Annotated in this window: 19 protein-coding genes and 1 riboswitch; of the genes, 8 read left to right on the top strand and 11 right to left on the bottom strand. The window is 58.1% G+C overall.

Annotated features, from left to right (window positions below):
• Positions 1 to 110: 110 nt before the first annotated feature.
• Together M2407_RS09665 and opgB are read right to left on the bottom strand one after the other, a co-directional pair.
• Positions 111 to 1571 carry an AMP nucleosidase gene (locus M2407_RS09665; protein ID WP_142814930.1) on the bottom strand — a complete coding sequence of 487 codons (1461 nt, stop codon included), beginning with the start codon at positions 1569 to 1571 and terminating at the stop codon, positions 111 to 113.
• A gap of 164 nt (positions 1572 to 1735) precedes the next feature.
• Complete coding sequence (gene opgB / locus M2407_RS09660; protein WP_259217802.1) at positions 1736 to 4039, bottom strand: phosphatidylglycerol--membrane-oligosaccharide glycerophosphotransferase; 2304 nt, start codon at positions 4037 to 4039, stop codon at positions 1736 to 1738.
• Positions 4040 to 4330: 291 nt separating this feature from the next.
• Here opgB and M2407_RS09655 point away from each other — a divergent pair, with 291 nt between their 5' ends.
• Positions 4331 to 5062 (top strand): ABC transporter substrate-binding protein, encoded by a 732-nt coding sequence (locus tag M2407_RS09655; RefSeq protein ID WP_259217799.1) that lies wholly within the window; start codon positions 4331 to 4333, stop codon positions 5060 to 5062.
• A gap of 52 nt (positions 5063 to 5114) precedes the next feature.
• Here M2407_RS09655 and M2407_RS09650 read toward each other — a convergent pair whose 3' ends face one another.
• The 4 genes from M2407_RS09650 to M2407_RS09635 are packed head-to-tail and all read right to left on the bottom strand — an operon-like array spanning position 5115 to position 8275.
• Positions 5115 to 6050 carry an ABC transporter substrate-binding protein gene (locus M2407_RS09650; protein ID WP_020827667.1) on the bottom strand — a complete coding sequence of 312 codons (936 nt, stop codon included), beginning with the start codon at positions 6048 to 6050 and terminating at the stop codon, positions 5115 to 5117.
• A 28-nt stretch (positions 6051 to 6078) separates the two neighbouring features.
• Positions 6079 to 6846, bottom strand: a complete 768-nt coding sequence (locus M2407_RS09645) for an ABC transporter permease (protein WP_046373164.1) — start codon at positions 6844 to 6846, stop codon at positions 6079 to 6081.
• A complete protein-coding gene (locus tag M2407_RS09640; RefSeq protein WP_129983863.1) occupies positions 6843 to 7598 on the bottom strand; it encodes an ABC transporter ATP-binding protein in 756 nt (251 codons plus the stop codon). Before M2407_RS09640 ends, M2407_RS09645 begins: the two co-directional genes overlap by 4 nt.
• Positions 7595 to 8275 carry a TenA family protein gene (locus M2407_RS09635; protein WP_020827664.1) on the bottom strand — a complete coding sequence of 227 codons (681 nt, stop codon included), beginning with the start codon at positions 8273 to 8275 and terminating at the stop codon, positions 7595 to 7597. Before M2407_RS09635 ends, M2407_RS09640 begins: the two co-directional genes overlap by 4 nt.
• A gap of 65 nt (positions 8276 to 8340) precedes the next feature.
• Positions 8341 to 8443, bottom strand: a riboswitch (TPP riboswitch).
• A gap of 157 nt (positions 8444 to 8600) precedes the next feature.
• Here M2407_RS09635 and M2407_RS09630 point away from each other — a divergent pair.
• The 3 genes from M2407_RS09630 (at position 8601) to gap (ending at position 11754) form a co-directional block, all read left to right on the top strand.
• A complete protein-coding gene (locus M2407_RS09630) occupies positions 8601 to 9623 on the top strand; it encodes an LLM class flavin-dependent oxidoreductase (RefSeq protein ID WP_046373166.1) in 1023 nt (340 codons plus the stop codon).
• Between the two features lie 67 nt (positions 9624 to 9690).
• On the top strand, positions 9691 to 10665 hold the full coding sequence (locus M2407_RS09625; RefSeq protein ID WP_130016397.1) for a GlxA family transcriptional regulator: 975 nt from the start codon (positions 9691 to 9693) through the stop codon (positions 10663 to 10665).
• Between the two features lie 78 nt (positions 10666 to 10743).
• Positions 10744 to 11754 (top strand): type I glyceraldehyde-3-phosphate dehydrogenase, encoded by a 1011-nt coding sequence (gene gap, locus M2407_RS09620; protein ID WP_259217791.1) that lies wholly within the window; start codon positions 10744 to 10746, stop codon positions 11752 to 11754.
• Between the two features lie 73 nt (positions 11755 to 11827).
• On the opposite strand, the gene M2407_RS09615 is transcribed toward gap, so the two are convergent.
• From M2407_RS09615 to M2407_RS09600, 4 genes are all read right to left on the bottom strand, one after another.
• On the bottom strand, positions 11828 to 12616 hold the full coding sequence (locus tag M2407_RS09615; RefSeq protein ID WP_046373168.1) for an inositol monophosphatase family protein: 789 nt from the start codon (positions 12614 to 12616) through the stop codon (positions 11828 to 11830).
• A gap of 24 nt (positions 12617 to 12640) precedes the next feature.
• On the bottom strand, positions 12641 to 13702 hold the full coding sequence (locus M2407_RS09610; protein ID WP_048762334.1) for an ABC transporter ATP-binding protein: 1062 nt from the start codon (positions 13700 to 13702) through the stop codon (positions 12641 to 12643).
• Positions 13699 to 15927: an iron ABC transporter permease gene (locus M2407_RS09605; protein ID WP_259217785.1), complete on the bottom strand. Its 2229-nt coding sequence runs from the start codon at positions 15925 to 15927 to the stop codon at positions 13699 to 13701. The genes M2407_RS09610 and M2407_RS09605 overlap by 4 nt, the downstream gene beginning before the upstream one ends.
• Before the next feature lie 106 nt (positions 15928 to 16033).
• Positions 16034 to 17062, bottom strand: a complete 1029-nt coding sequence (locus tag M2407_RS09600; RefSeq protein WP_201896239.1) for an ABC transporter substrate-binding protein — start codon at positions 17060 to 17062, stop codon at positions 16034 to 16036.
• A 219-nt stretch (positions 17063 to 17281) separates the two neighbouring features.
• Between M2407_RS09600 and M2407_RS09595 the strand changes: the two genes are divergently transcribed.
• Positions 17282 to 18322: a LacI family DNA-binding transcriptional regulator gene (locus M2407_RS09595; protein WP_020827656.1), complete on the top strand. Its 1041-nt coding sequence runs from the start codon at positions 17282 to 17284 to the stop codon at positions 18320 to 18322.
• Positions 18323 to 18526: 204 nt separating this feature from the next.
• Here the strand turns inward: M2407_RS09595 and M2407_RS09590 are convergent, their stop codons facing one another.
• On the bottom strand, positions 18527 to 19411 hold the full coding sequence (locus tag M2407_RS09590) for a LysR family transcriptional regulator (protein ID WP_020827655.1): 885 nt from the start codon (positions 19409 to 19411) through the stop codon (positions 18527 to 18529).
• Between the two features lie 174 nt (positions 19412 to 19585).
• Here M2407_RS09590 and M2407_RS09585 point away from each other — a divergent pair, with 174 nt between their 5' ends.
• From M2407_RS09585 to M2407_RS09575, 3 genes are all read left to right on the top strand, one after another.
• Entirely contained in the window at positions 19586 to 20722 is a 1137-nt protein-coding gene (locus M2407_RS09585; protein ID WP_201896241.1) for an alpha/beta hydrolase, read from the top strand.
• Positions 20723 to 20865: 143 nt separating this feature from the next.
• Positions 20866 to 22059: an MFS transporter gene (locus tag M2407_RS09580; RefSeq protein ID WP_041415494.1), complete on the top strand. Its 1194-nt coding sequence runs from the start codon at positions 20866 to 20868 to the stop codon at positions 22057 to 22059.
• A gap of 332 nt (positions 22060 to 22391) precedes the next feature.
• Positions 22392 to 22766, top strand: coding sequence for a cell envelope integrity TolA C-terminal domain-containing protein (locus M2407_RS09575; RefSeq protein ID WP_201896451.1), 375 nt, complete (start codon positions 22392 to 22394; stop codon positions 22764 to 22766).
• Positions 22767 to 22860 lie beyond the last annotated feature (94 nt).

Below are 22860 nucleotides of genomic sequence, written 5' to 3'. Positions count from 1 at the left end.
GATGTCTGGGGAATGAGAGCCGCTGTTGTAACAGATTTGCGGTCGGTACATCAACGATCTGAGTATGAAAAGTTAAAAAGCCCGCCGAAGCGGGCCCAGATCCTTCATCATCAGCGGAACGGCGGCTCGTTAAAGGTACGCAGCTTGCGGGAATGCAGGCGATCGCCCTCGGCGCGCAGCAGGTCGATAGCGCAGATACCGATCTGCAGGTGTTCCGAAATGGCCCCTTCATAAAAGCGGTTGGCCTGGCCGGGCAGCTTGATTTCACCGTGCAGCGGTTTGTCGGACACGCACAATAGCGTGCCGTAAGGCACCCGGAAACGGTAGCCCTGAGCGGCGATGGTGGCGCTTTCCATATCTACCGCGACGGCGCGGCTGAGGTTAAAACGCAGCGCCGACGCGGAATAGCGCAGCTCCCAGTTGCGATCGTCGGTGGTGACCACGGTGCCGGTGCGCAGGCGTTGTTTTACCTCTTCGCCAGGCATGCCGCTGACCATTTTGGTGGCGTCATACAGCGCACGCTGTACTTCGGCAATGCTGGGGATCGGGATATCCGGTGGCAGCACCGAATCCAGCACGTGGTCGTCCCGCAGGTAGGCGTGCGCCAGCACGTAGTCGCCAATCGACTGGCTTTCGCGCAGGCCGCCGCAGTGGCCGATCATCAGCCAGGCGCTGGGGCGCAGCACCGCCAGATGGTCGCAGATGGTTTTGGCGTTGGAGGGGCCGACGCCGATATTGATCAGCGTGATGCCCTGGCCGGTGCGAGAGATCAGGTGGTAGGCCGGCATCTGGTGGTTTTTCCACGCCAGGTCGGAGACCGCCTGATCCGGTGCGGTGGTTTCTGGCGTGATATAGATGCCGCCGGCGCTCGACAGCGCAATATAAGGACTGGCCGGATCGGCTATTTCGGCGCAGGCCCAGCGGACAAACTCATCCACATAGCGGGTGTAGTTGGTGAACAGCACGAAGGGCTGAAAATGCTCCACCGGGGTGCCGGTGTAGTGCCGCAGCCGCGCCAGCGAAAAGTCGGCGCGCAGGGCGTCGAAGTGTGAAAGCGGGAAGGTGCTGGTGGCGTGAAACAGGCCATCGGCAGTCTCATCGCCAATTTGCGCCAGCTCGGTGGTGGGGAAATGCTGCGCCAGGCTGGCGCTCATCGACCGATCCAGCATCAGGTTTGAACCGTCGATCACGTAAGGGAAAGGTATTTCCTGCTGTGACGGTCGCACTTCGATATGCGCATCGTACTCCCCGGCCAGCAGGGTCAACTGTTCGGTCAGATAATGGCGGAACAGATGCGGGCGGGTGATGGTGGTGGTATAGCAACCGGTGTGGGTGAAACGGCCATAGGCGCGGGTTTTGGTTTGACCGGGCGATTTTCCGTCCCAGCTGACGCGCAGCTCAGGGTAAACAAATAGCCCTGCCGCGCGGGTCTGCGCGTCGGGCAGACTGCCATGGCTGATAAAGTCACCGACCGCCTGGCGCAGCGCCTCAACCGAGGCGACATACAGCGCTTCCAGTTGTTCGACTGCCTGAGCGGGGGTGAGGCCGGTGCCGGATTGCTGACTGCTCATATTCTCTCCTTGGTTCTCCCGGCTATGCGGCGGGGAGGCATACGGATGCCGATATCAATTCACAGCAACAGGTTAGCCGAAGATGGGCGCAAAAGCTTTGGACAAACGGCAGGGGGCGAATAAATTCGCCCCGAATAACGCGGGCGCCGCATGCAGCGCGATGATCAGGAGGCGGGGGCAGCCTGTTCCACTTTCAGCGAGACCAGGCCAATACCCAGTTTCTTCGGTACAAAACCGCCGCTGGCACCTTCTTGTGGTTCCGTGGGGGCCGGCGGCGTGATGCTGATGTTTCTGGCTCCGGCAGGGTTGTCGAAGCGCAGCGTCACGGTGGTGTCCTGTTCGCTGAGCGTCACAAACTGTTCCTGATTGCCGACGCGCACCGAGATAGGTTCGCCGACGTTTTTACCGTAGGCGCGGGCGCGCAGCACCAGATCGAATGCTGATGGCAGGGGATCGACGTAATCAATATTCACCGTCGGCGCCAGGTTGGCGTCTGACCAACGGCCCCAGTCTTCGACGCTGGAAACGCCGGTGATCGCCTTCACCTGTTCCGGCATGCCCGGCAGCATAAAGGCGATGGCGTCCGCGTGGTATTTAACGGCGGCGTCGTCGACTTTCAGCTTGTCGACGGCGCTTTGGTAGGTGGCGATGCTATCGTTTGGCGGACGCTCAAAGTCTATTTTGCCGCGATAGCTGCCCCCTTTGGCCTGCACGATGTGCGGTGGGGCGGCCAGGCTGCCCGACGCGATGCAGGTGTCGGTGCTCAACGCCAGTTCTGGCGACCACACCCGACCGATTTCATAACACTTGTCGACCCAGACGAATTTCTCGCCCGCCCCCAGTCCGGCAAGCTGTTTTTTCAGCGGCGTGGACAGGTAGACGTTAAACATCGGCTCAATTTTGTTGTCCGTCACCTTCAGAATAAACGGCACCTTAAAGGTGATGCCGGAGAAGGTAAAGCGGTTGCCCCGATCGTCGAGACTGTAGTTTGTGATGCTGTTCGGGAAGCCCCATTGCTTGACCACCGCTGGTTTCCAGGCGTTGATTTTTTCGTCGATATTCAAAAACAACGTCGCCAGCGTTGGGCTGGACAGGCTGCTGCGACCGAGGCCAATGTAGTTATCGCCACCCATCACGTCCAGCACGGTAGCGCCGTTGTCCAGCGTGCTGCGCTTCTCGTTATGCAGCGCGGTCTGCGGGCGGGTGCCGTCGATAATAAAGAACAGGTTGCGGCGTTTCTGCTTGGTCAGGATGTCATAGGCGGTATTGTTCATCGCCAGATGGTCAGAAGACACCACGATAACGGTATTTTTGAAGTAGTCGGACGCCTTGATTTTGTCGATCAGCGCGGCGATATGCTGTTGGCTGCAGGCCACTGCGCTCAGCGACCGATTCTCTTTATTCTGCCAACGGAACGACTTTTTGCTGCAGCTGGCGGAGATAAAGCCGTCCGGGTGATGGGTGTCCACGGTCAAGGCGAACAGCGAGAACTTTTTGTTCTGCTTCGACAGCTCGACGAATTTGTCGAACACCACGTCCAGCACGGTATCGTCGTACCAGCCCCAGTCATTTTTGTAGCCCGGGTCGCTGACCTGTCCGCGTAATTCCTTAAAGCCGTAGGCATGGTCAAAACCGTGCGATTTCAGGAAGGTGTCCTTGCCGGCGAAGGCCAGCTCGGCGCCCTGATAAAAGTAGTTGTCGTACCCGGCGGATTTCAGCACGTCGCCCAGGCAGACGTTTTCCGGGTAAAAGGTGGATACCGCGCTGGAGGCGTTGCCGTCAAAGGGCGCAAACAGTGGGATACCACACTGTGAAGACACCATACCGGCGATGGTGTAACCGGTGCCGGGCAGCTGTTGGGTATTGCTGAAGTCGATGCTGTTTTCGCGGTGCTGGTTCAGTTCGTCGGTCAGGCCGGGGAAGGTTTGTTGGTCGAAGTAGGTTCTCTCCAGGCTTTCAGCATAGATATACACCAGGTTCGGCGCTTTGCCCTGTACGGTTTTCTTCGGCGCTTTGTAATAGGTGTCAAAGTCGGCGGTATCGCCGCTAATCTGGCTCTTCACCAACAGCGAGATGTCCTGAAAGGCGGGAGTAGTGCCGACGGAAAACAGCGCCAGCATCACGGCGAGCACGCTGTAAACCACGCTGCTGCTTTTCGCCTTGCGCCGTACCAGACTCCAGGTCAGCAGGGTGAAGATCAGCGCCAGCACCGCCAGCAGGCCGACAAACGGCAGCAGGTATTTGCCGACGCCGGCGCCCTTCAGGCTGCTGGTGAGGGTGTAGATCACCGCATCGGTAATGCCGTCACCGGTAAAGTAGTTGCTGGCGATCAGCACCACGTTGAGGATCAGATAGCTGCCCAGCAGCGTCAACAGGGTGGCCAGCCACCAGCGGTTGGCGGCGGCACGGGTGCGGTAGATTAAAATTGAGGCTAAAAAAAGTGCAAACGAGATTAATGCTGAAACCATCCACCGTACCCTGTCTGATTAAAAAGGAAATCTTAACTGCCCTGGCAAACGCCGCCGACCCAAGCACGACGCGAAAGAGGAAGGGTATAGCGCATTGAAAGCGCCAGGGTCAATGCGTGTTTGCGCTGCCCTGGCGTGGCAGAGTGCGATCGGTCGTTTTTGTGACAATAGTGTGACATGAATCACGCCAGCGAGGCGAAAAGCGGCTGAATGTTGCTCATCCGAGGTTTGGCTCTAGCCTTAACGGAGAGCGTTGACGAAACACCTACACCCTTTTTTCAGGAGAAAGCCATGCATAGCATTCCCGCCGCCGTACTCGATGATTTGGCTCCGCAGGGGATCCTGCGTGCGGCCATCAATCTGGGCAATCCGGTGTTGGCGCAGAGGGGGCCAGACGGCGAACCTCAGGGGGTATCCGTGACGCTGGCCGGCGCGCTGGCCCGCGAGTTGGGCGTGGCGCTGGAGTTGGTGACCTATGATGCCGCAGGCAAGGTTTTTGCCGCGTTGGAAACCGGAGACTGGAACATCGCCTTTATGGCCATCGAACCGGTGCGGGCGGCGCAGATCGCGTTCAGTGCGCCTTATGCGATCATTGAGGGGACCTACCTGGTGGCCCAGGCGTCTGCCTGGCAACAGGTTGCCGAACTTGACCGGCCCGAGGTGCGCATTGCCGTAGGCCAGGGAGCGGCTTACGACCTGTATCTGTCGCGAACCTTAAAGCAGGCGCAACTGGTGCGTGCCGATACCTCCGCCGACGCGATCGCCTTGTTCCTCGAACAGGGGTTGGATGCGGCTGCGGGCGTGCGTCAACCGTTGCTGGCTGCCGCAGCGCAAAACCCGGGGTATCGGGTGCTGGCCGGGCATTTCACTGCCATCCAGCAGGCCATGGCGGTTCCGCGACAAAAAGCGTCGGGGGCAGCCTATGTGCGTGATTTTGTGGAGCGGTGCAAGGCGAGTGGCCTGGTGCTGCAGGCTTTGCAGCGCAGCGGTCAGGGTGACGTTACCGTCGCGCCTTCTGCCTGAGGGGGAATGGCAGGGGCGCGGCATACTGCGCCCCTGATAAAGCGAATAACCTTTAATTCAGCTCCACCGCGTATTGCTCCACCGGCGTGATTTTTTTGATCAGCTTGTTGTCGAACAGGAATTGTTCGTAGGCTTGATAGCGCGCTTTATCCAGCTTCGCCGGATCGGTTGCGAACAGCGGCAGGCTGGCTTGCCAGGCCTGTTTGTTCAGCTCGGTATTGAGTTCCGGATGGGCTTTGGCGAACGCCAGCCAGCTTTCCTGCGGATGGGCGTGCAGATAGTCGCTGCCTTTTTTCAGCGCCGCGAGGAATTTTTTGATTTTCGGCTCGGCCAGCGAATCGCGATTGGCGACGATAATCAGCTCGTCGTAGCTCGGCACACCGTAGTCTTCCACGTTAAACACCACCGGATCTTTGCCCTGCAGTTTCAGCTCCAGCGCTTCAATGTTGCGATAGCCGCCGATTACCGCATCGACCTGGCCCGCCAGCAGGGCGCTGGTCAGTTGGAAATTAACGTTAATCAGTTTGGTTTCATTGGGGTTGAGGTGTTCATGCTCAAGCATGGTCGCCAAGGTGGCTTGTTCGATGCCGCTGACCGAATAGCCGATTTTTTTACCCTTAAGTCCTGCCGGGGTGGTGATGCTTTTATCCAGCGTCATCACGGTATTGAGCGGTGAGTTAATCAGGGTGCCTACGCGCACCAGCGGCAGGCCCTGATCGGCAAAAAAGTGCAGCTGCGGCTGGTAGGTGATGGCCAAATCGGCCTGTTTTGCCGCCACCAGGCGCGGCGGCAGCGCCGGGTCGGAAGGGGGCACAATCTTGACGTCCAACCCTTCGGCCTTGAAGGCGCCGATCTGCTCGGCCACCATGATGGGCGCGTGGTCGGGGTTAATATACCAGTCGAGCACCAGCGTCAGTTTTTCCGCGGCATTGGCCTGGCTTGCCAGCGTGGCGCCGAGCAGCAGCCCGCAGACGGTATTTTTAAGCATGGTTGTTACCCTTGTTGTTGTGAGGCGATCAATCATTTTCCGGTGCCCAGTCGATCAGGCGCAGCAATAGCGCGTCTACCGTCACCCATAGCAAGACGGTCATCAGCACCAAAATAAACAGCGCGGCAAAGCAGATGTCGGTCTGCATGCGCGCGTTGGCGTTAAGCATGACGTAACCCAGGCCTTCCGCCGAGCCAACCCATTCGCCGATGATGGCGCCGATAGGGGCGACGGCGGCGGCCATCCGCAGCCCGGAACCGAAAGCCGGTAGCGCCGCCATCAGCCGCACGTGACGCAGTTGGGCCCAGGGAGAAGCACGTAGGGTACGGGCCAGATCGAGATAATCGTTATTGACCCGGCGTAGCCCATCGAAGAAGGCGGAAGTCACCGGGAAGAAAATCACCAGCACCGCCATTACCACTTTGGCGCTCATGCCAAAGCCGAACCACAGCACCAACAGCGGCGCCAGCGCAAACACCGGGATCGCCTGGCTGGTCAGCACCAACGGCATCAACCAGCGCTGCAGGCGCGGCGAAAAGATCATGCACAGCGCCAGCGTGGCACCGAGCAAAACCCCGGCCAGCAAACCGCAGGCGATCTCCGAGGCGGTGATCAGCGTGTGATAAGCGAGGTACGCCCGGTTGTCCCACAGCGCCTGTGCCACCGCCGAGGGGGAGGGCAACAGGAAGGCGGGGATATCGCCCAGCGTGACCAGTGCCCACAGCAGCAACAGGCCGGCGAACACCGTCAGGCTGCGACGCATCCGCGACAGACGGCTTTCAGGGAGGGTTTTCATCCGGCGGCCCTCACCAGTTGCAGCAGCAACTCGCTCTGGCTTTTCAGCAGTTGAGGATTGTCCGGCGCTCGCGGCGGTAAGCCCTCGATAACATGACTGTCGTCCAGCCCCGCCGGATAACGGGACAGCACCAGCAGGCGGTGGCTTAGGCGGCAGGCCTCCATGGGGTCGTGGGTGATCAGCAGCACGGTATGCTGCGCCAGCAGTTCGGCGGCCAGCTGCTGGATCATGGCGCGTGTAATGGTATCCAGCGCGGAGAAGGGTTCATCCATCAACACAATCGGCTGGCGCTCATACAGCGTGCGGGCAATAGCGGCACGTTGACGCATGCCACCGGACAGCGCGGCAGGCAAGCTGCGGCCATAGCCGGTCAAGCCCACGCGTTCCCGCAGATGTTCCGCCCAGGCGCGGTCGACCTTTTCGCCGCGCAGCCGCGCACCGAGGCTAATATTCTCGTCAATTGTCAGCCAGGGATAGAGCAGATCCTTTTGCCCCATATAGGCGATACGCCCGGTTATCGGCAGGCCATCGCTGCCGATAACCGTACCGGAGGTGGGTTTCGCCAGCCCGGCGATGATCTTCAGCAGGCTGGTCTTCCCCGCGCCGCTGGCGCCGAGCAGGGCAACGAAGCTGCCGCCGGCGATATCGAAATTCAGACCATCGAAAATCACCTGCTGACCAAAGCGCAGGGTCAGATCCCGTACCTGAATACCGGGCCGGGCATTGCCGTGCTGCGTGTCGCCGAGGCTCATTGGGCATTCAACCCCATCTGCCAGAAGGCGGATTCCAGGCGGGTGGCGGTGGTGAAAATCGCCGACAGTTCGTTCAGGCGGCTTGGGGCACCCCGCTGGAGGCCAACGTTTTCCAGCAGGTCGAGGGAGGCTTGTACGCCGCTCAGATACGCGGGATCACCATAGTTGCGGATCCACGAGGCATAGGGATTGCCTTCCATCACGGTGTTGGGATCGTTGAGCAGGCGCAGGCCGATTTCGGCATAGCCGGCGACGCAGGGCATTAACGCTGCCAGCAGATCCAGAGCATCTCCGGCGTGGCCGATATCGAGCACATAGCGGGTGTAATTGAGGGTTTCCGGCGCTTCTGGTTCGGCGGCTATCTGCGGTTCGCTCAATCCCCAGTCGGCACAATAGGCCAGGTGCAGGGGCAGTTCGGCGACAATCGCATTGAGCGAAGCGGTAGCGGCACGCATTTCCGGCAGGGTGCGCAGTTTGCTGACCAGCAGGGCATAGGCGCGGGCAAAGTGGATCAGGAACAGATAATCCTGCGTCAGGTAGCGGCGAAAAGCGGGTTCCGGCAGCGTACCGGCGGCCAGTTGCTGAATAAAGGGGTGTGCCACATAGTCCTGCCAGTGACCGCCGGCCTGTTGGCGCAGCTTTCCGTAAAGACCGTTATCGAATAAGGGAGTAAACATGGGACCTCCAAAAGTGAGTGGAGATCCGGGCGCGCTGAGGTGAGGTATGAACAGGCAACCGCCGTGAGGGGATTGCCGACCGTCCCTTCGCTGGCATGACCCAGATCAGGTTCAAAGGGTTCGGCTTGCGCCATCTCAGCCCGTAACAGGACACCCCTCGGAGGAGCCTGTTATACGATATTTACTTTTTGATTACAATGCTCAGGCAGTGTGGCGTCGTGGCGTAAAAGGATCCGTTTAGTGCGATCGGCCACGATATTTCTGGCCGGAAGGGGGCGATTTTTGTCACTGTAATCCGGTCATTAATGAATCTAAGGATCACCCCATGAAGAAAATCGGCTTCCTTTCTTTCGGCCACTGGACGCCTTCGTCGCAGTCGGGCACCCGTTCGGCGGCAGATGCGCTGCTGCAATCCATTGATCTTGCCGTGGCGGCAGAAGAGCTGGGGGCGGATGGGGCTTATTTTCGCGTACACCACTTTGCCCGCCAGCTTGCCTCACCATTCCCGCTGTTGGCGGCCATCGGCGCCAAAACCCAGCGTATTGAGATCGGCACCGGCGTGATCGACATGCGCTATGAAAATCCGCTTTATATGGTTGAAGATGCCTGCGCCGCCGACCTGATTTCCGGCGGGCGGCTGCAACTGGGCATCAGCCGCGGTTCTCCCGAACAGGTGATTGATGGCTGGCGTTATTTTGGTTATACGCCTGCCGAAGGCGAGACCGAAGCCGATATGGCGCGCCGCCATACCGACGTCCTGTTGGAGGCGCTGCGTGGCGAAGGCTTTGCTGAACCTAACCCGCAACCGATGTTCCCGAACCCGCCGGGCTTGCTGCGGGTAGAACCTTTCTCCGCCGGGCTGCGCGATCGCATCTGGTGGGGCGCCAGCTCAAACGCCACGGCGATCTGGGCGGCGAAGCTGGGCATGAATCTGCAAAGCTCAACGCTGAAAAACGACGAAACCGGCGAACCTTTCCACGTGCAGCAGGCCAAGCAGATCCGCGCTTATCGCGATGCCTGGAAGGCCGCAGGTCATGCACGCCAGCCGCGGGTGTCGGTCAGCCGCAGCATCTTTGCGCTGATGAACCAGCAGGATCGCAGCTATTTCGGCAACAGCGGCCAGGACAGCGATCAGGTGGGGTATATCGATCAGCAGACTCGCGCGGTATTCGGCCGTAGCTATGCCGCCGAGCCGGAACTGCTGATCAAGCAGTTGGCGCAGGACGAAGCGATTGCCGAAGCCGATACCTTGCTGCTGACCGTGCCCAACCAGCTAGGCGTTGACTACAACGCCCACGTGATTGAGTCGATCCTGACTCATGTCGCCCCGGCGCTGGGCTGGCGCTGATGAGAGAAACGCTTCTCAAACCGGGAGGCGTTATTGACTTATTTTGTCGATTTTGTATTTTAAGGCCATGCATACATTTCTGATTATCGTCCCCGAAGGGGGCATGCTGTTCGAATCGGCGGGGATCGCCGACATCCTGATGCAGGCCAACCGCTTGCGGCCCGATGACGCGCCGCTCTACCAGATGGCGATAGTCACCACGCAAACCCACCGGGTGGTGCATGGCTCGTCCGGTTTGAATCTGTTGGCCGATCATCGCCTGGCGGATCTCGACCCTGAGGTGGCACGCGATACCATTATCGTTACCGGCAAAGGGGCGACCGAGGAAGAAAGCGCCTTTGTGGTGGATTGGCTCCGCCGTGCGGCCCCCAAGGCGCGGCGCGTGGCCTCCGTTTGCGGTGGGGCGATGCTGCTGGCCGAAGCCGGTCTGCTGGACGGCCGCCGGGCAACCACCCATTGGCGGCTGCTGGAAACCTTGCAGGCCCGTTTCCCCAAAGTGAAGGTCGAAAATGGGCCGATCTACGTGCAGGATGGTGCGGTCTGGACCTCTGGCGGCGTCAGCTCCGGGTTCGATCTCACGCTGGCGCTGGTGGAGGACGATTACGGTTTCGTGCAGGCCCGCGAAGTGGCGCAGGATCTGGTGATGTTTTTGCGCCGCCCCGGCGGGCAGGCGCAGTTCAGCCGTTACCCACTGAATCAGGCCAAAACACCGGGCCCTATCCGCGATCTGCAGAGCTGGATCCTGGAGAATCTGGCCGAGGATCTTTCCGTTGAGAAACTGGCCGAACGGGTTGCCATGAGTCCGCGCAACTTTACGCGTGTGTTCACGCGCGAAACCGGCATTTCACCCGCCAAATTTGTCGAAGAAGGGCGCTTGTACATCGCCCGCCAGCGTCTGGAACAGAGCTCACAAGGCATTGAACAAATCGCCACCAGCAGCGGTTTCGGCAATGCGCTCAATCTGCGCCGCGTTTTCGAACGGCATCTGCAACTGACCCCAACCGAATACCGCGATCGCTTCCATTCACGCACTTTGGCGTAAATTGATCTACAAACGTCATTTACGACATGCTCCCTGCGGCTTAAATTTACACCAGAGCCAATAACGAAGGAGTAGATCATGGTCAAAGTAGGCATTAATGGATTCGGCAGAATCGGCAGGAATGTTTTGCGTGCTGCGTTAGGTCGCAGCGACTTTGAAGTTGTGGCGATCAATGATTTGACCGACAGCAAAACCCTGGCGCATCTGCTGAAATATGATTCGCTCTCGGGCCGGCTGGCGGCCAGCGTGGAGGCCGGTGAAAACCAGCTGCTGCTGGACGGCAGGCCGATTCATGTCTTCTCTGAAAGAGATCCGGGCGCCATTCCATGGAAAAGCGTGGGCGTTGACGTGGTGATCGAAGCGACCGGTTTTTTTGCCGACAAAGCCAAGGCGGAAGTGCACATCACCCGTGGCGGCGCCAAGCGAGTGATTATCTCTGCGCCGGCAAAAGACGACGACATTACGATAGTGATGGGCGTTAACCAGGATCAGTACGATCCGGCCAAGCATCGGGTGGTCAGCAACGGCAGTTGTACCACCAACGGTTTGGCGCCCGCCGCACAGGTGCTGCATCAAGCCTTTGGTATTGAGTACGGCCTGATGAACACCACCCATGCCTACACCAACAGCCAGGCGCTGCACGATCAGCCGGAAAAAGATTTACGGGGCGCCCGTGCCGCCGCGGAGTCGATTGTGCCTTACTCCAGCGGCGCGGCCAAAGCGCTCGGCAAGGTGATCCCGAGCCTGGATGGCCGCCTGACCGGTTATTCGCTGCGAGTGCCGGTGCCGGTGGTCTCTATTGTCGACCTGACGGTCACGCTGAAACGCGAAGTGACCAGCGAAGAAATCAATGCCGCTTTCCGCCAGGCTGCGGAGTCAGGGCTACTGAAGGGCATTCTCGGTTACAGCGATGAGCCTTTAGTGTCGAGCGATTATAAAGGCGATCCGCGCTCGTCGATTATTGATGGGCTTTCCACGCTGGTGATCGGCGGCAAGTTGGTCAAGGTGCTTGCCTGGTACGACAACGAGTGGGGGTTCTCTAACCGCCTGGTCGATCTGGCGGTGCTGATGGAAAAACGCGGGTTGTAAATGCCTCGCGGTCGAATATGTTCGTCCTTTCACTCAGGCAATAGCCCCCTCCAGGGGGCTATTCAACGTCAATTCAGAGCTGTGCAATACGCATTAACTCTTCTTTCGCCCCAGGGGCCACCGCCAGCACCGGCCCGCCGCGCAGTAAACGTTCCCCTTCGGTATTGAACGGGTGGGTCCAGCCACCGGCTTCGTTCACCAGACAGTAACCTGCCAGACAGTCCCAGGCGTGCATGTAGGGTTCGTAATAGCCCACCAGCCGTCCTGCCGCCACCCAGGCCAACATCATAGCGCCGGAACCGTTGCGGAAGAAACTGCCGCCCACGGCGGTGATTGCGGCGGCAATTTCGCCGACGCGTTCCGGTTTAACATAGCTGTTGGCACCAAAACCGGTGACGTGGTTTTGCATGGTGCGTTTGGGATCCACCCGCAGTGGTTTGCCGTTGAGGGTAGCCCCCGCGCCGCGCGCGGCCTTAAAACACTCCTGCTGGCAGGGGGCAACAATTACGCCGATCACCGGTTCGCCCTGATGGATCACCGCCACGGACACGCACCAGTTCGGCATGCCGTTAACGAATGGGCTGGTACCGTCGATCGGATCCACCACCCAGGTGTAACCGGAATCGCCGGGTTGCAGGCCAAACTCTTCGCCCAGAAAACCGTCTTGCGGGAATTGGCGGGCGATGTGTTCACGGATCAGCAGTTCAACCTCGCGATCGGCAATCGAAACCACGTCTTGCGCATCGCGTTTGGTTTCAATCACCAGGCTCTCGCGGCGGTTAAAATAATCCAGCGCCTTAGCTCCGGCTTCGCGGGCCGCCTGTTCTGCCAGCGTCAGGCGCTGAGTAATCTGTTCGTTCATTTTCATTCCTTAACGTTGTTAGGATCACTGGGCAATCAGTGCCAGACCCTGAGTTTTGAAGTCAATGGCCACACGGGTGGTCGGTGCCAATTGGCGTTCCATCTGCACATCGACAATAAACAGCGCGCCGAGATCGGTTTTTACTTCATATTCGATATGGTCCCCAAGCCAGGTGCTATGGGTGACTTCGCCGTTCAAGGCGCCGCTTTGCTCCGGCAGTAGGGTGATAAACTGCGGGCGTACCGACAGTTGCGCTGCGCCGGGACGCGCCTTACCACCCGGTACCCGGTACTGGCGGCTGCCGAGGGTGATCAGCGCTTCGCCGCCGACCACTTGTTCTATGTCACAGGGCAGGATATTGGCCTCGCCCATAAAGTCGGCGATAAACACCGACGCCGGCGAATGGTAAAGCTCCTGCGGCGCGCCCTGTTGGGCAATATGCCCTTCTTTCATGACGATAATCTTATCGGAGACCGCCAGGGCTTCTTCCTGATCGTGGGTCACATAGACCGCCGTGAAGCCGAGGCGCTGCTGCAAATCGCGGATCTCGGTGCGGACGCGGCGACGCAGCCGCTCGTCGAGGTTGGATAAGGGTTCGTCGAGCAGCAGCACCTGCGGTTCCAACACCAGGGCACGCGCCACGGCGATGCGCTGTTGCTGGCCGCCGGAGAGCTCAGAGGGCAGGCGTTGGCCCATGCTTTCCAGACCGACCAATTTCAGCCCTTCACGTGCCCGATCCTGTGCCTCTTTGCGCGACAGGCCGCTGGCGAGCAGGCCGTACATCACGTTATCCAGCGAGTTCATGTGCGGGAACAGCGCGTAGGATTGAAACACCATCGCGACGTCGCGCTCGTTGGCGGGCAGATGCGTGACCTCCTTGCCGCCAATCAGAATACGGCCTGAGGTCGGATGTTCCAGACCGGCCAGCAGGCGCAGGGTAGTGGTCTTGCCGCAGCCGGAAGGGCCAAGCAGCGTCACCAGCGTGCCGGGCTCGACGGTGAGTGAAAGCCCGGGCAAGGCGGTGAAATCGGCAAACTGTTTGGTGACGTTCTCAAACACCACCGAGCCGGAACGAATGGCAGTCATACGGCATTCTCCTGATGTAAGGCCGGTGGTGGCGTCACCGGCGGTGTGGTAATACGGATGGCGCGGCGCAGGCGACGTTCGCCCACCAGCAGCTGGAAAGTGAGGATCACCGCCAGCATCACCACGATAAGCACGGAGGAGTAGGCGATGGCCACGCCGTACTCCCCGTTTTCGACCAGCCCGACGATGTAGGAGGTGGCCATGTTGTACTGGGCGCTGACCAGGAAAATCACCGCGCTGATGGAGGTGATCGCGCGCACAAAGGCGTAAACCAGTGCCGCGCTGATGGCCGGTTTCAACAGCGGCAGGATCACTTTGCGCAGGGTGCGGAAACTGCTGGCGCGCAGGGTCAGCGAGGCTTCATCCAGGCTGCGATCCAACTGACTCATGGCGGCGATCCCGCCCCGGACGCCGACCGGCATATTGCGGAACACAAAGCAGGCGACCAGGATCAGGGCGGTGCCGGTGATTTCCAGCGGCGGCAGGTTGTAGGCCATGATGTAACTGACGCCAATCACCGTGCCGGGGATGGCAAAGCTGAGCATCAACATAAACTCGAAGGTCTGGCGGCCGGCAAACTTCTGCCGCACGATCAGCCAGGCGGTGAGCAAGCCGACGATGGCCGTGAGCGGTGCGGCGATCAGCGCGATTTCCAACGTGGTCCAGAACGAGTTCCATGCGACGCCGGTCCAGACGATCTGGCCGCTGTTCCAGTGGAAACCGAAGGCGCGAGCGTAATGGCCCAGCGTCAGGCTGCTGTCGAGTCCCCATGACTGCACGAAGCCGCCGATCAGGATCATGCCGTAGATAACCAGCGTGAACAGGCCCCAGGGGATCACCAACGCGTACACGCCGTAGCGCAAGCCCCGCGGCAATCCACAGTGGGTGCCGGAATCCCCTTTGCCGGTAACGGTGGCGAAGCTTTTCCCTGCCAACCACAGGCGCTGCAAAATAAAGGCGCTGAGGGTAAAGCACAGCAGGATAATCGCCAGCACGGCGGCGCGGCTCGGATCGTTTTGCGCGCCGACCACTGAGAAGAAGATTTCGGTCGACAGCACGCCGTGGCTGCCGCCCAGCACCATCGGGTTACCGAAGTCCGCCATGCTTTCGATAAAGCTGATCAGGAAGGCGTTGGCCAACCCGGGCGCCATCAGCGGCAGGGAAACGTAGCGGAAAGTGCGCCAGCGGTTGGCGCGCAGCGTTTGCGAAGCTTCTTCCAGCGAGGGGCTGACGCCTTCCACCACGCCAATCAACACCAGAAAGGCAATCGGGGTAAAGGAGAGCACCTGAGCAATCCAGATACCGGTCAGGCCATAAAGCCAGCGGCCGGGTTCAATGCCGAACACCCCGGCGAGCAGCTCGGTCACCACCCCGGCACGGCCAAACAGCAGCATCAACGCCAGGCCGATCACGAACGGCGGCGTAATGATCGGCAGCACCGTCAACATGCGCAGCCCTTTTTTGAACGGCAGTGGCGTGCGAGTGGCAGCCAGGGCAAAAGCCAGGCCGAGCAGCGTGGATCCGCTGGCGGTCATCAGCGCCAACGTCAGGGTGCGCCAGGCGGTACCGCAGCTGCCGCCCTTCAGGCAGCTCAGGCTCCAAATGGCCGGATCCTGCATATTAGCGATCAGGCCGTCGGGCTTGAACGATCCGTCCACGTCCTGCACCGAGGCGACCAACATGCTCAGCACCGGGTAAAGCACGAAAGTGGTGACCAGCGCGACCAGCAGCACAATGGCGGCGACCACAAAGGCATCGCCCTTCAGCACGCCGCGTTCGGCCAGCGCGAAAGAGAACAGCAGCAAAAATGTGGTGATCAGTAAAATAGCGCCGGCGCCAAAAGCGGGCTGGCCGTCGCTGAGTGCGCCGAACAGGTGTTCGCTCCACTGCCAGTTCCAGCCGCTGTAACCAATGGCATGGCCTTCAAACAGCAGAAAGACCACGCCGACCAGGCTGGCAGCGATCAGCAACTGCGAGCGAAAACGGCCAATTTTCAGCAGGCGAGCCAGTGCGCAAACCAGCAGCATCAGCAGGGCAATCGCCAGCCAGGGGCGTTGAAACGTCAGTATTTGCCACAGAGCGGGTGCACTCGCCTGATCCTGCCACAGCGTAGTTAGCCAGCCAAAGTCGAAGAACCCGGCTTCCTGGCTGTACCAGGGCAGCAACAACAGTGCCAGTGCGCCCAGCACGAGGGCCCCGTCAAGGCGGCGGTTTTGAGCATTCATCTTAACCTCGAGAGTTCATATGTCCTTCACCGCGTCCTGCATGGGCGAGCGTGACCTCGCCCGGTTTATTACAGAGCGCATCGCATGCGGGAGGGAAGGGCTTGAATTACTGGGCGCTGGCGCCGATCTCTTTATCCCAACGGCTGAGCAGGGCCTTGCGTTTTTCTGTCGCACCGTAGGTTTTAAAGTCGTAGTCGATCAGCTTGATGTTTTCGAAGCGCGGTGCGTATTCGGAAATTGCCGCGTTGCGATTTGACGGCAACTGGAAGGATTTAGCGTCTTTCATGTGCGATTGGGCGTCAGCGCTGAGCGCCCAGTCGTACCACACCTTGGCTTCCTTGAGATTGCGTGCGCCTTTCACGATCGACATGGAGCCAATTTCAAACCCGGTCCCTTCGCAAGGTGCAACCGCCTTGATCGGGAAGCCATCGACCTGCATCGCGACGGCATCGTGCATAAAGACGATGCCGACGGTGGTTTCGCCGCGTGCCGCCGCTTTTACCGGTGCCGAGCCGGATTTGGTGTACTGCGAAATGTTGGCGTTAAGCTTTTTCAGGTAATCGAAGGCCGGTTCTTCCCCCATGATTTGCACCAGCGTGGCGAGGGTGTTGTACGCGGTGCCGGAAGAGTTCGGGTTGGCCATTTGGATTTCGCCTTTGTAAGCCGGATCCAGCAGATCGCTCCAGCAGGCGGGCACCTTGATTTTTTTCTCTGCCAGCAGTTTGGTGTTGTAGCCCCAGCCCAGAGCCCCGGCGTAGACGCCAACGGTACGGTAGCCGGCACTTTCGGCCTGTTTACGCGCCCAGTCGTGCTGCTGATCCAGCAGCGGTGACTGATAAGGCTGGGTTAACCCCTCGTCGGCGGCCTGCATATGCGGATCGCCAGTGCCTGCCCACCAAATATCGGTGCGCGGGTTGCGGGCTTCGGTGCGAATACGTGCATAGGCTTCCCCGGCGGAGAGGCGCACCATACTGACTTTGATATCCGGGTGCTGTTTCTCAAACAGATTGGTCATTTGCTCACAGACCACCACGTCGGCGGAGCAGATCATATTCAGTTTCCCGGCAGCCTGAGCTGGCAGGGCAGAGAGTGCTGTGCCGGCGGCGAGGACCGCCATCAGAGTAACGCGTTGCATGGTGTTCTCCTTGGTTGTGTAGGGTGGCGATACGTTGTCGCCTATTCTTTTTGCACGTGTGTGCAAATAACTAGAGGATAAAAATTGCGCTGTCAATCGCGTGATGAAACAATTCAACCTACTCGTCACAAAAATGAAACAAATTGACCGCTAAAAATTTGCACAGCTTTGCAAAATGCGGCAAACTTTTCTCAGAGCGCGTAACGGATGGAAGTGAAGATGGCGATGGACAAGGCGATGATCAGTGCGAAAGACGTAGCGGAACTGGCCGGGGTCTCCCGTTCGGCGGTCTCGCGGACTTATACGCCCGGCGCTAGCGTGTCGGCGACAACCCGCGAAAGGGTAATGCGAGCGGCCGAAGAGCTGGGTTATCACGTTAACCATTTGGCACGGGGACTGGTGCGCAACCGCAGCGGCATTGTCTGCCTGATCGTTTCGGAGCTGGCGACGCCTTATCGGGCCAGCCTGGTGCGATTGCTGACCCAGCATCTGCAGGATGCGGGAAAAATCGCCATGTTGATTAACACCGATCGCTCCGATGACAGCGTGTCCCAGGCATTGCAGCAGGCGATTAACTTCCGCGCAGATGCTTCTTTTGTACTCTCCGGCATGCCGGACAGCGGCATCGCCCGCCTGTGCCACAAACACGGCCAGCGGCTGGTGCTGATCAACCGTAACGATACCTTGCCCGGCTCGCTCAGCATCCGGCTGGATAACGAAGAGGCGGCCGGCAGGGTGGTGATGGCGTTTGCCCGTGCGGGCTGCCGACGCATTGCATTCGCCAACTCATTGGCCGGTACGCCAAGCCTGATGGCGCGTGAGCGCGGTTTTCTGCAGGCGGCGGAAGCTGCGGGGCTGGAGGTGAGCGTCGAGCGTTTTGGCACCACCTCTTATGAGAGCGGCCAGATCCTGGCGCACCGCTTGCTGACCCGGCGTGAACGCCCTGATGCGGTATTCTGCGTCACCGATTTGCTGGCCTGCGGTTTTATGGACGAGGCGCGCCATCGTTTTGGGCTACGCATTCCGCAAGATCTATGCGTCGCGGGCTACGACGATATTCCGCAGGCGGCGTGGTCCTCTTATAACCTCACCACCTTTACCCAGCCGGTGGCGTTATTTGCTCAGGATGCGGTTTCCTGGCTGATGGCGGAAGAGCAGAAGGAAGAGAATACGATGCCGACGCTGGGCCAGGAGATACCGGGTGAAACCCGGCTGTATCATGCCGATTTCGTCTGGCGCGGCACCATTCGCGGTGCCTGACACAAACCCGTTACCCATTCGGGCGTGTCATCTGTCGATCGTTCTACAATGTTCTCTGCATGCGAAGGGTAGCTAGAACGAGCCTCAAAAAGTTTGCGCGAAGTGGGAGCGTATTCAAAGGGCTCTGACAGTCTGCTCGGTGCCAAGAGCGGATGCTGTTTTCCAACACTTACCCCAGCCTGCGTGTAACCTTATCTTCATCCCTTAAATTCTCAACGTATCGATAACTGCTCGCAGAGCGGGCGACACATTGCGGTGCGGATAATAGAGAAATGAACCCTCCAGTCGCTGACTGTAGCGTTGTAAAACTCTGATGAGTGAACCCTGTTCTAAATCGTCTGACACTAACTCTTCCGGGACATAAGCCAGCCCCAAGCTCAGCCTGGCGGCTTTGGCTTCCATATAGCTGTCAGAAAACGCCCATTGACCCTGCGGCCGATGCGTGATTTTTTTGCCGCCCTGATTAAGTTCCCATGCGTACAGGCTGCCGTCGCCGAACTGATAAGCTATACAGGGATGAACAACTAAATCTGCGGGGACTTGCGGAAAGCCATAGCGACGAAAGTGATCTGGCGTACCGACAATGGTCATCTCCATGTCAGGGGAAATACGAACAGCAATCATGCCACTCCCAACTTCTGGCCCCAGACGTACACCGGCATCGAATCGCTCAGCGATAATATCGACAAACCGGCTTTCACTAATGAGTTCCAGTCGGATGTCGGGGTAGTGCTGCTTAAATATCGCAAGCTTCGGCAGGAGCACCTTATCAATCGCGTGCTGACTGGCATTGATGCGTACCGTACCTGATAGGGACTGGCGATAATTGGCCAGCGTGGCGAGTCCCATATCTAAAGCATCGAATCCTGACTCAAGGGTCCGGTAGAGTTGTTCACCGGCATGGGTAAGCGATAATCTGCGCGTGGTGCGCACCAGAAGTTGAACGCCCAGTCGTTCTTCAAGTTCGCGTACAGAGCGGCTGATTCCTGATTGTGCCAGGCCAAGGCGTTGTGCCGCGGCGGTAAAACTCCCTTCCCGCACCACCTGCATGAACAGGTATAAATCGTTATAGTTTCCCCGTTTAGCCATCATCCCTCCCTCGCTACCGGCGTTAATATTTAGAACAAAATGGTATTAATCTTAGCATTTTTCACCCCCTAATCAGCACTATTACTGCTAACTATAATGTGCGCATTAGCAGCAAAGCACAGCAGCGCTGTCCGTATGACACCTGTATCTATTACGTTTTATGAGGGGATTTTGATGACTGCTTTCACCAAAAAACTGACAGCCGCGATACCCGCCATGCTGCTATGCGCATCATTAAGTGGAGTCACAAATATGAGTTATGCCGATACAACTAATCCTAACGCGCCTGTTTCGCTGATCGTTAAATGGGATAAAACCTTTGCTGAAAGCACGAAAGTTGATCACCGTAAAGTGACCTTTCAGAACCGCTACGGGATCACCTTGGTCGGAGATCTCTACATTCCGAAGGATCGTGGCGAACGTAAGCTGTCGGCTATTGCCGTCAGCGGCCCCTTCGGTGCGGTGAAAGAGCAGTCCAGCGGCCTGTATGCGCAGACGCTGGCGGAACAGGGGTTTGTTACCCTGGCGTTCGACCCTTCTTATACGGGCGAGAGCGGTGGCTACCCGCGCAATGTCGCGTCTCCCGATATCAACACCGAGGATTTCAGCGCGGCGGTTGATTTCTTAGGCCTGCAAAATGAGGTGGATCGCCATCGTATCGGGCTGCTAGGTATTTGCGGCTGGGGCGGCATGGCCTTAAACGACGCCGTGATGGATACCCGCGTCAAAGCGGTGGCGACCAGCGTGATGTATGACATGAGCCGCGCGATGGGGCATGGCGTGGGCGATGGCAAAGACCGTTATACCACCGCCGATCGCCGTGCCGTTCTGCAATACCTGAACGCCCAGCGCTGGAAGGATGCGGAAAATGGTGCTTTCGCGCCCGGCGGGCATGATATCTATGTGGATGAGAAGGGCAACGTCAGTGCGTCGGATCGTATTTTGCCGGAAACGTTACCCGCCAATCCCAATCCTGTTCTGAAAGAGTTCTTCGACTATTATCGCATGCCTCGCGGTTTTCATCCGCGTTCGGTCAACTCAACCGGTGCCTGGAATGCAACCATGCCGCTGTCATTTATGAGTATGCCGCTGCTGAGTTATGCGAATGAAGTCACTATCCCTACACTCATCGTGACCGGCGAAAAAGCCCATTCACGCTATTTTGCTGAAGATGCCTTTAAGGCGATCGGCAGCAAAGAGAAAGAGTTAGTGATTGTCCCTGGGGCAAACCACGTCGATCTGTACGACAACGTTGCGGGTAAGATCCCGTTTGCTAAATTTGAGCACTTTTTCAAAACAAACTTAAGATAATGGCCTGAAGCCGTCTGATATTTGCAGGCGACTGTTCATCGCCCGCACTTCATTCTCAACCACGTTTTTGTCGTTATTCTCTGAATAACGTCTGTCCCGGCTGCGGCTGTATCTCGCCGGGGCGATATAAAGAGATGCTGATAATGTCCATAGTAAGTCTGAAAAAATCACCCAATAAAACAGATGCATACTGGGGGGGCGTATTTGCCATGACGCTTTGCGTGTTTGTGCTGATCGCTTCCGAGTTTATGCCGGTCAGTCTGCTTACGCTCATTGCCAGTGATTTACACATTACTGAAGGGCTGGCAGGGCAAGGAATTGCCATATCTGGCGCGCTGGCGGTACTGACCAGCCTGACTATCTCCCATGTTGCCGGAGATCTGAATCGAAAATATCTTCTGCTGGGGCTGACGGTCTTAATGGCCATATCGGGAATAGTTATCGCCATGGCGCCTAACTATCCGGTTTATATGCTGGGGAGGGCTCTGATTGGCGTCGTCATCGGTGGATTCTGGTCAATGTCGGCTGCAACTGCCATTCGGCTCGTGCCGCAGCACCAGGTTACCCGCGCGCTGGCGATTTTTAACGGCGGCAACGCGCTGGCTACCGTTGTGGCTGCCCCACTTGGTAGCTACCTGGGGACGACCGTCGGTTGGCGTGGGGCCTTTTTGTGCCTCGTCCCCCTTGCGATGGCCGCGTTCATATGGCTATGGGTCAGCCTACCTATGATGGATATCGATAAAAAACAAAAGCCACAGAGATCTGTGCTTCGTCTGTTCAGAGTTTCTATCGTACCAACGGGACTGATGGCCTGCGGACTGTTTTTCATGGGACAATTTGCCTTATTTACCTACGTGCGTCCCTTTCTTGAGACCGTAGCCCGCGTAGGTCCTTCCGGGCTCTCTCTGATTTTGCTCGCAATAGGCGTAGCAGGTTTTGTCGGTACAATGTTTGTATCGACGTTCCTGAACGCCAGGTTTTATCAGACCTTAATCATGATCCCCCTGCTTATGGCAGCGACTGCCGGCACGTTACTGTTGGTTGGACACAGCATCTGGGCTGTTGCCATTTTGCTAAGCCTGTGGGGGCTGCTGGCGACGGCTGCGCCAACGGGATGGTGGACGTGGATTGCACGGGCGTTGCCCGAAGATGCAGAGGCGGGTGGTGGTCTCATGGTTGCGGTGATCCAGTTCTCGATTGCGCTTGGTTCAACGGCTGGAGGTCTGATATTCGACAGTCTGGGATGGCGAAGTACTTTTGGTTTGAGTGGTTTTTTACTTCTGGGGGCGGTCGCGATGACATTTGTCACATCCCGTCAAAGCAGTAAAGCGTACTAGTATAATCCATTTATTTCTGGCGTGCTCTTTGTCATGGGATATGGCAGAGAGCCGAATGTCTGCTCTCGCTCATAGCAGACGCCATGTCCCTCGGGCCAGACCGTTTGGTACCTGGGCGGAGGTAAAAACCGGTTGTACTAATCATAGGGAACAATCACAGCTTATTAGCCCCCTCTACATGCTCAGAAGACGCATTTGAAACATCCAGTTGATATAGATAAATACTGGTTGAAAAGGTGCCAGGAATGTCTGAATAATATTCCTGTTCTATTGATATTTAGGTGAATTTGGAGCAATAAGTGGGAGCGTCTGAAACAGTAAATAAAATCGTTATGCTGGTAGTTGTGGGCAGCCTTGCTACGGGGTGCGTGCTGTTACATCCTTCCGGCTGCCATAAGACTACGGCGACGGGAAGTTGCAGTTCTGGCCGCTGGGATGATCAGGATGAATGGGGCGCGCAAGCGCGTGCAATCAGGGCTGCAGTTAATGCCAAACTTGTTGAGCCAGAAAAGTGGAAGGGAAGGCAATGCCGGTTGCATATAGAATTTGAACAGGATGGCTCGGCTTCAAACATATCAACTAGTAACGGCGATAAAGCATATTGCGAGGCGGTAAAATCAGCGGCCCAAAATGCAAAATTCCCAGTCTTCACCAACCCGGAGCTATATCGAGATTTTCAAAAATCCGGCTTCGATATGCGTGGTTAACCACATAATGATCATCTAAATGTCCGCTCCTCGCTCTCACCAGACCTTCAGCGTCACGTGTTTGTCTGCCGCGTGCCAACAGCGGACATTATGC

The organism is Serratia sp. BIGb0234, from assembly GCF_024809915.1.
In the GTDB taxonomy this organism is placed as follows: Bacteria; Pseudomonadota; Gammaproteobacteria; order Enterobacterales; family Enterobacteriaceae; genus Serratia; species Serratia liquefaciens.
Note: the sequence above shows the minus strand (reverse complement) of the source record. Positions and strands in the feature narration are given on the sequence as shown.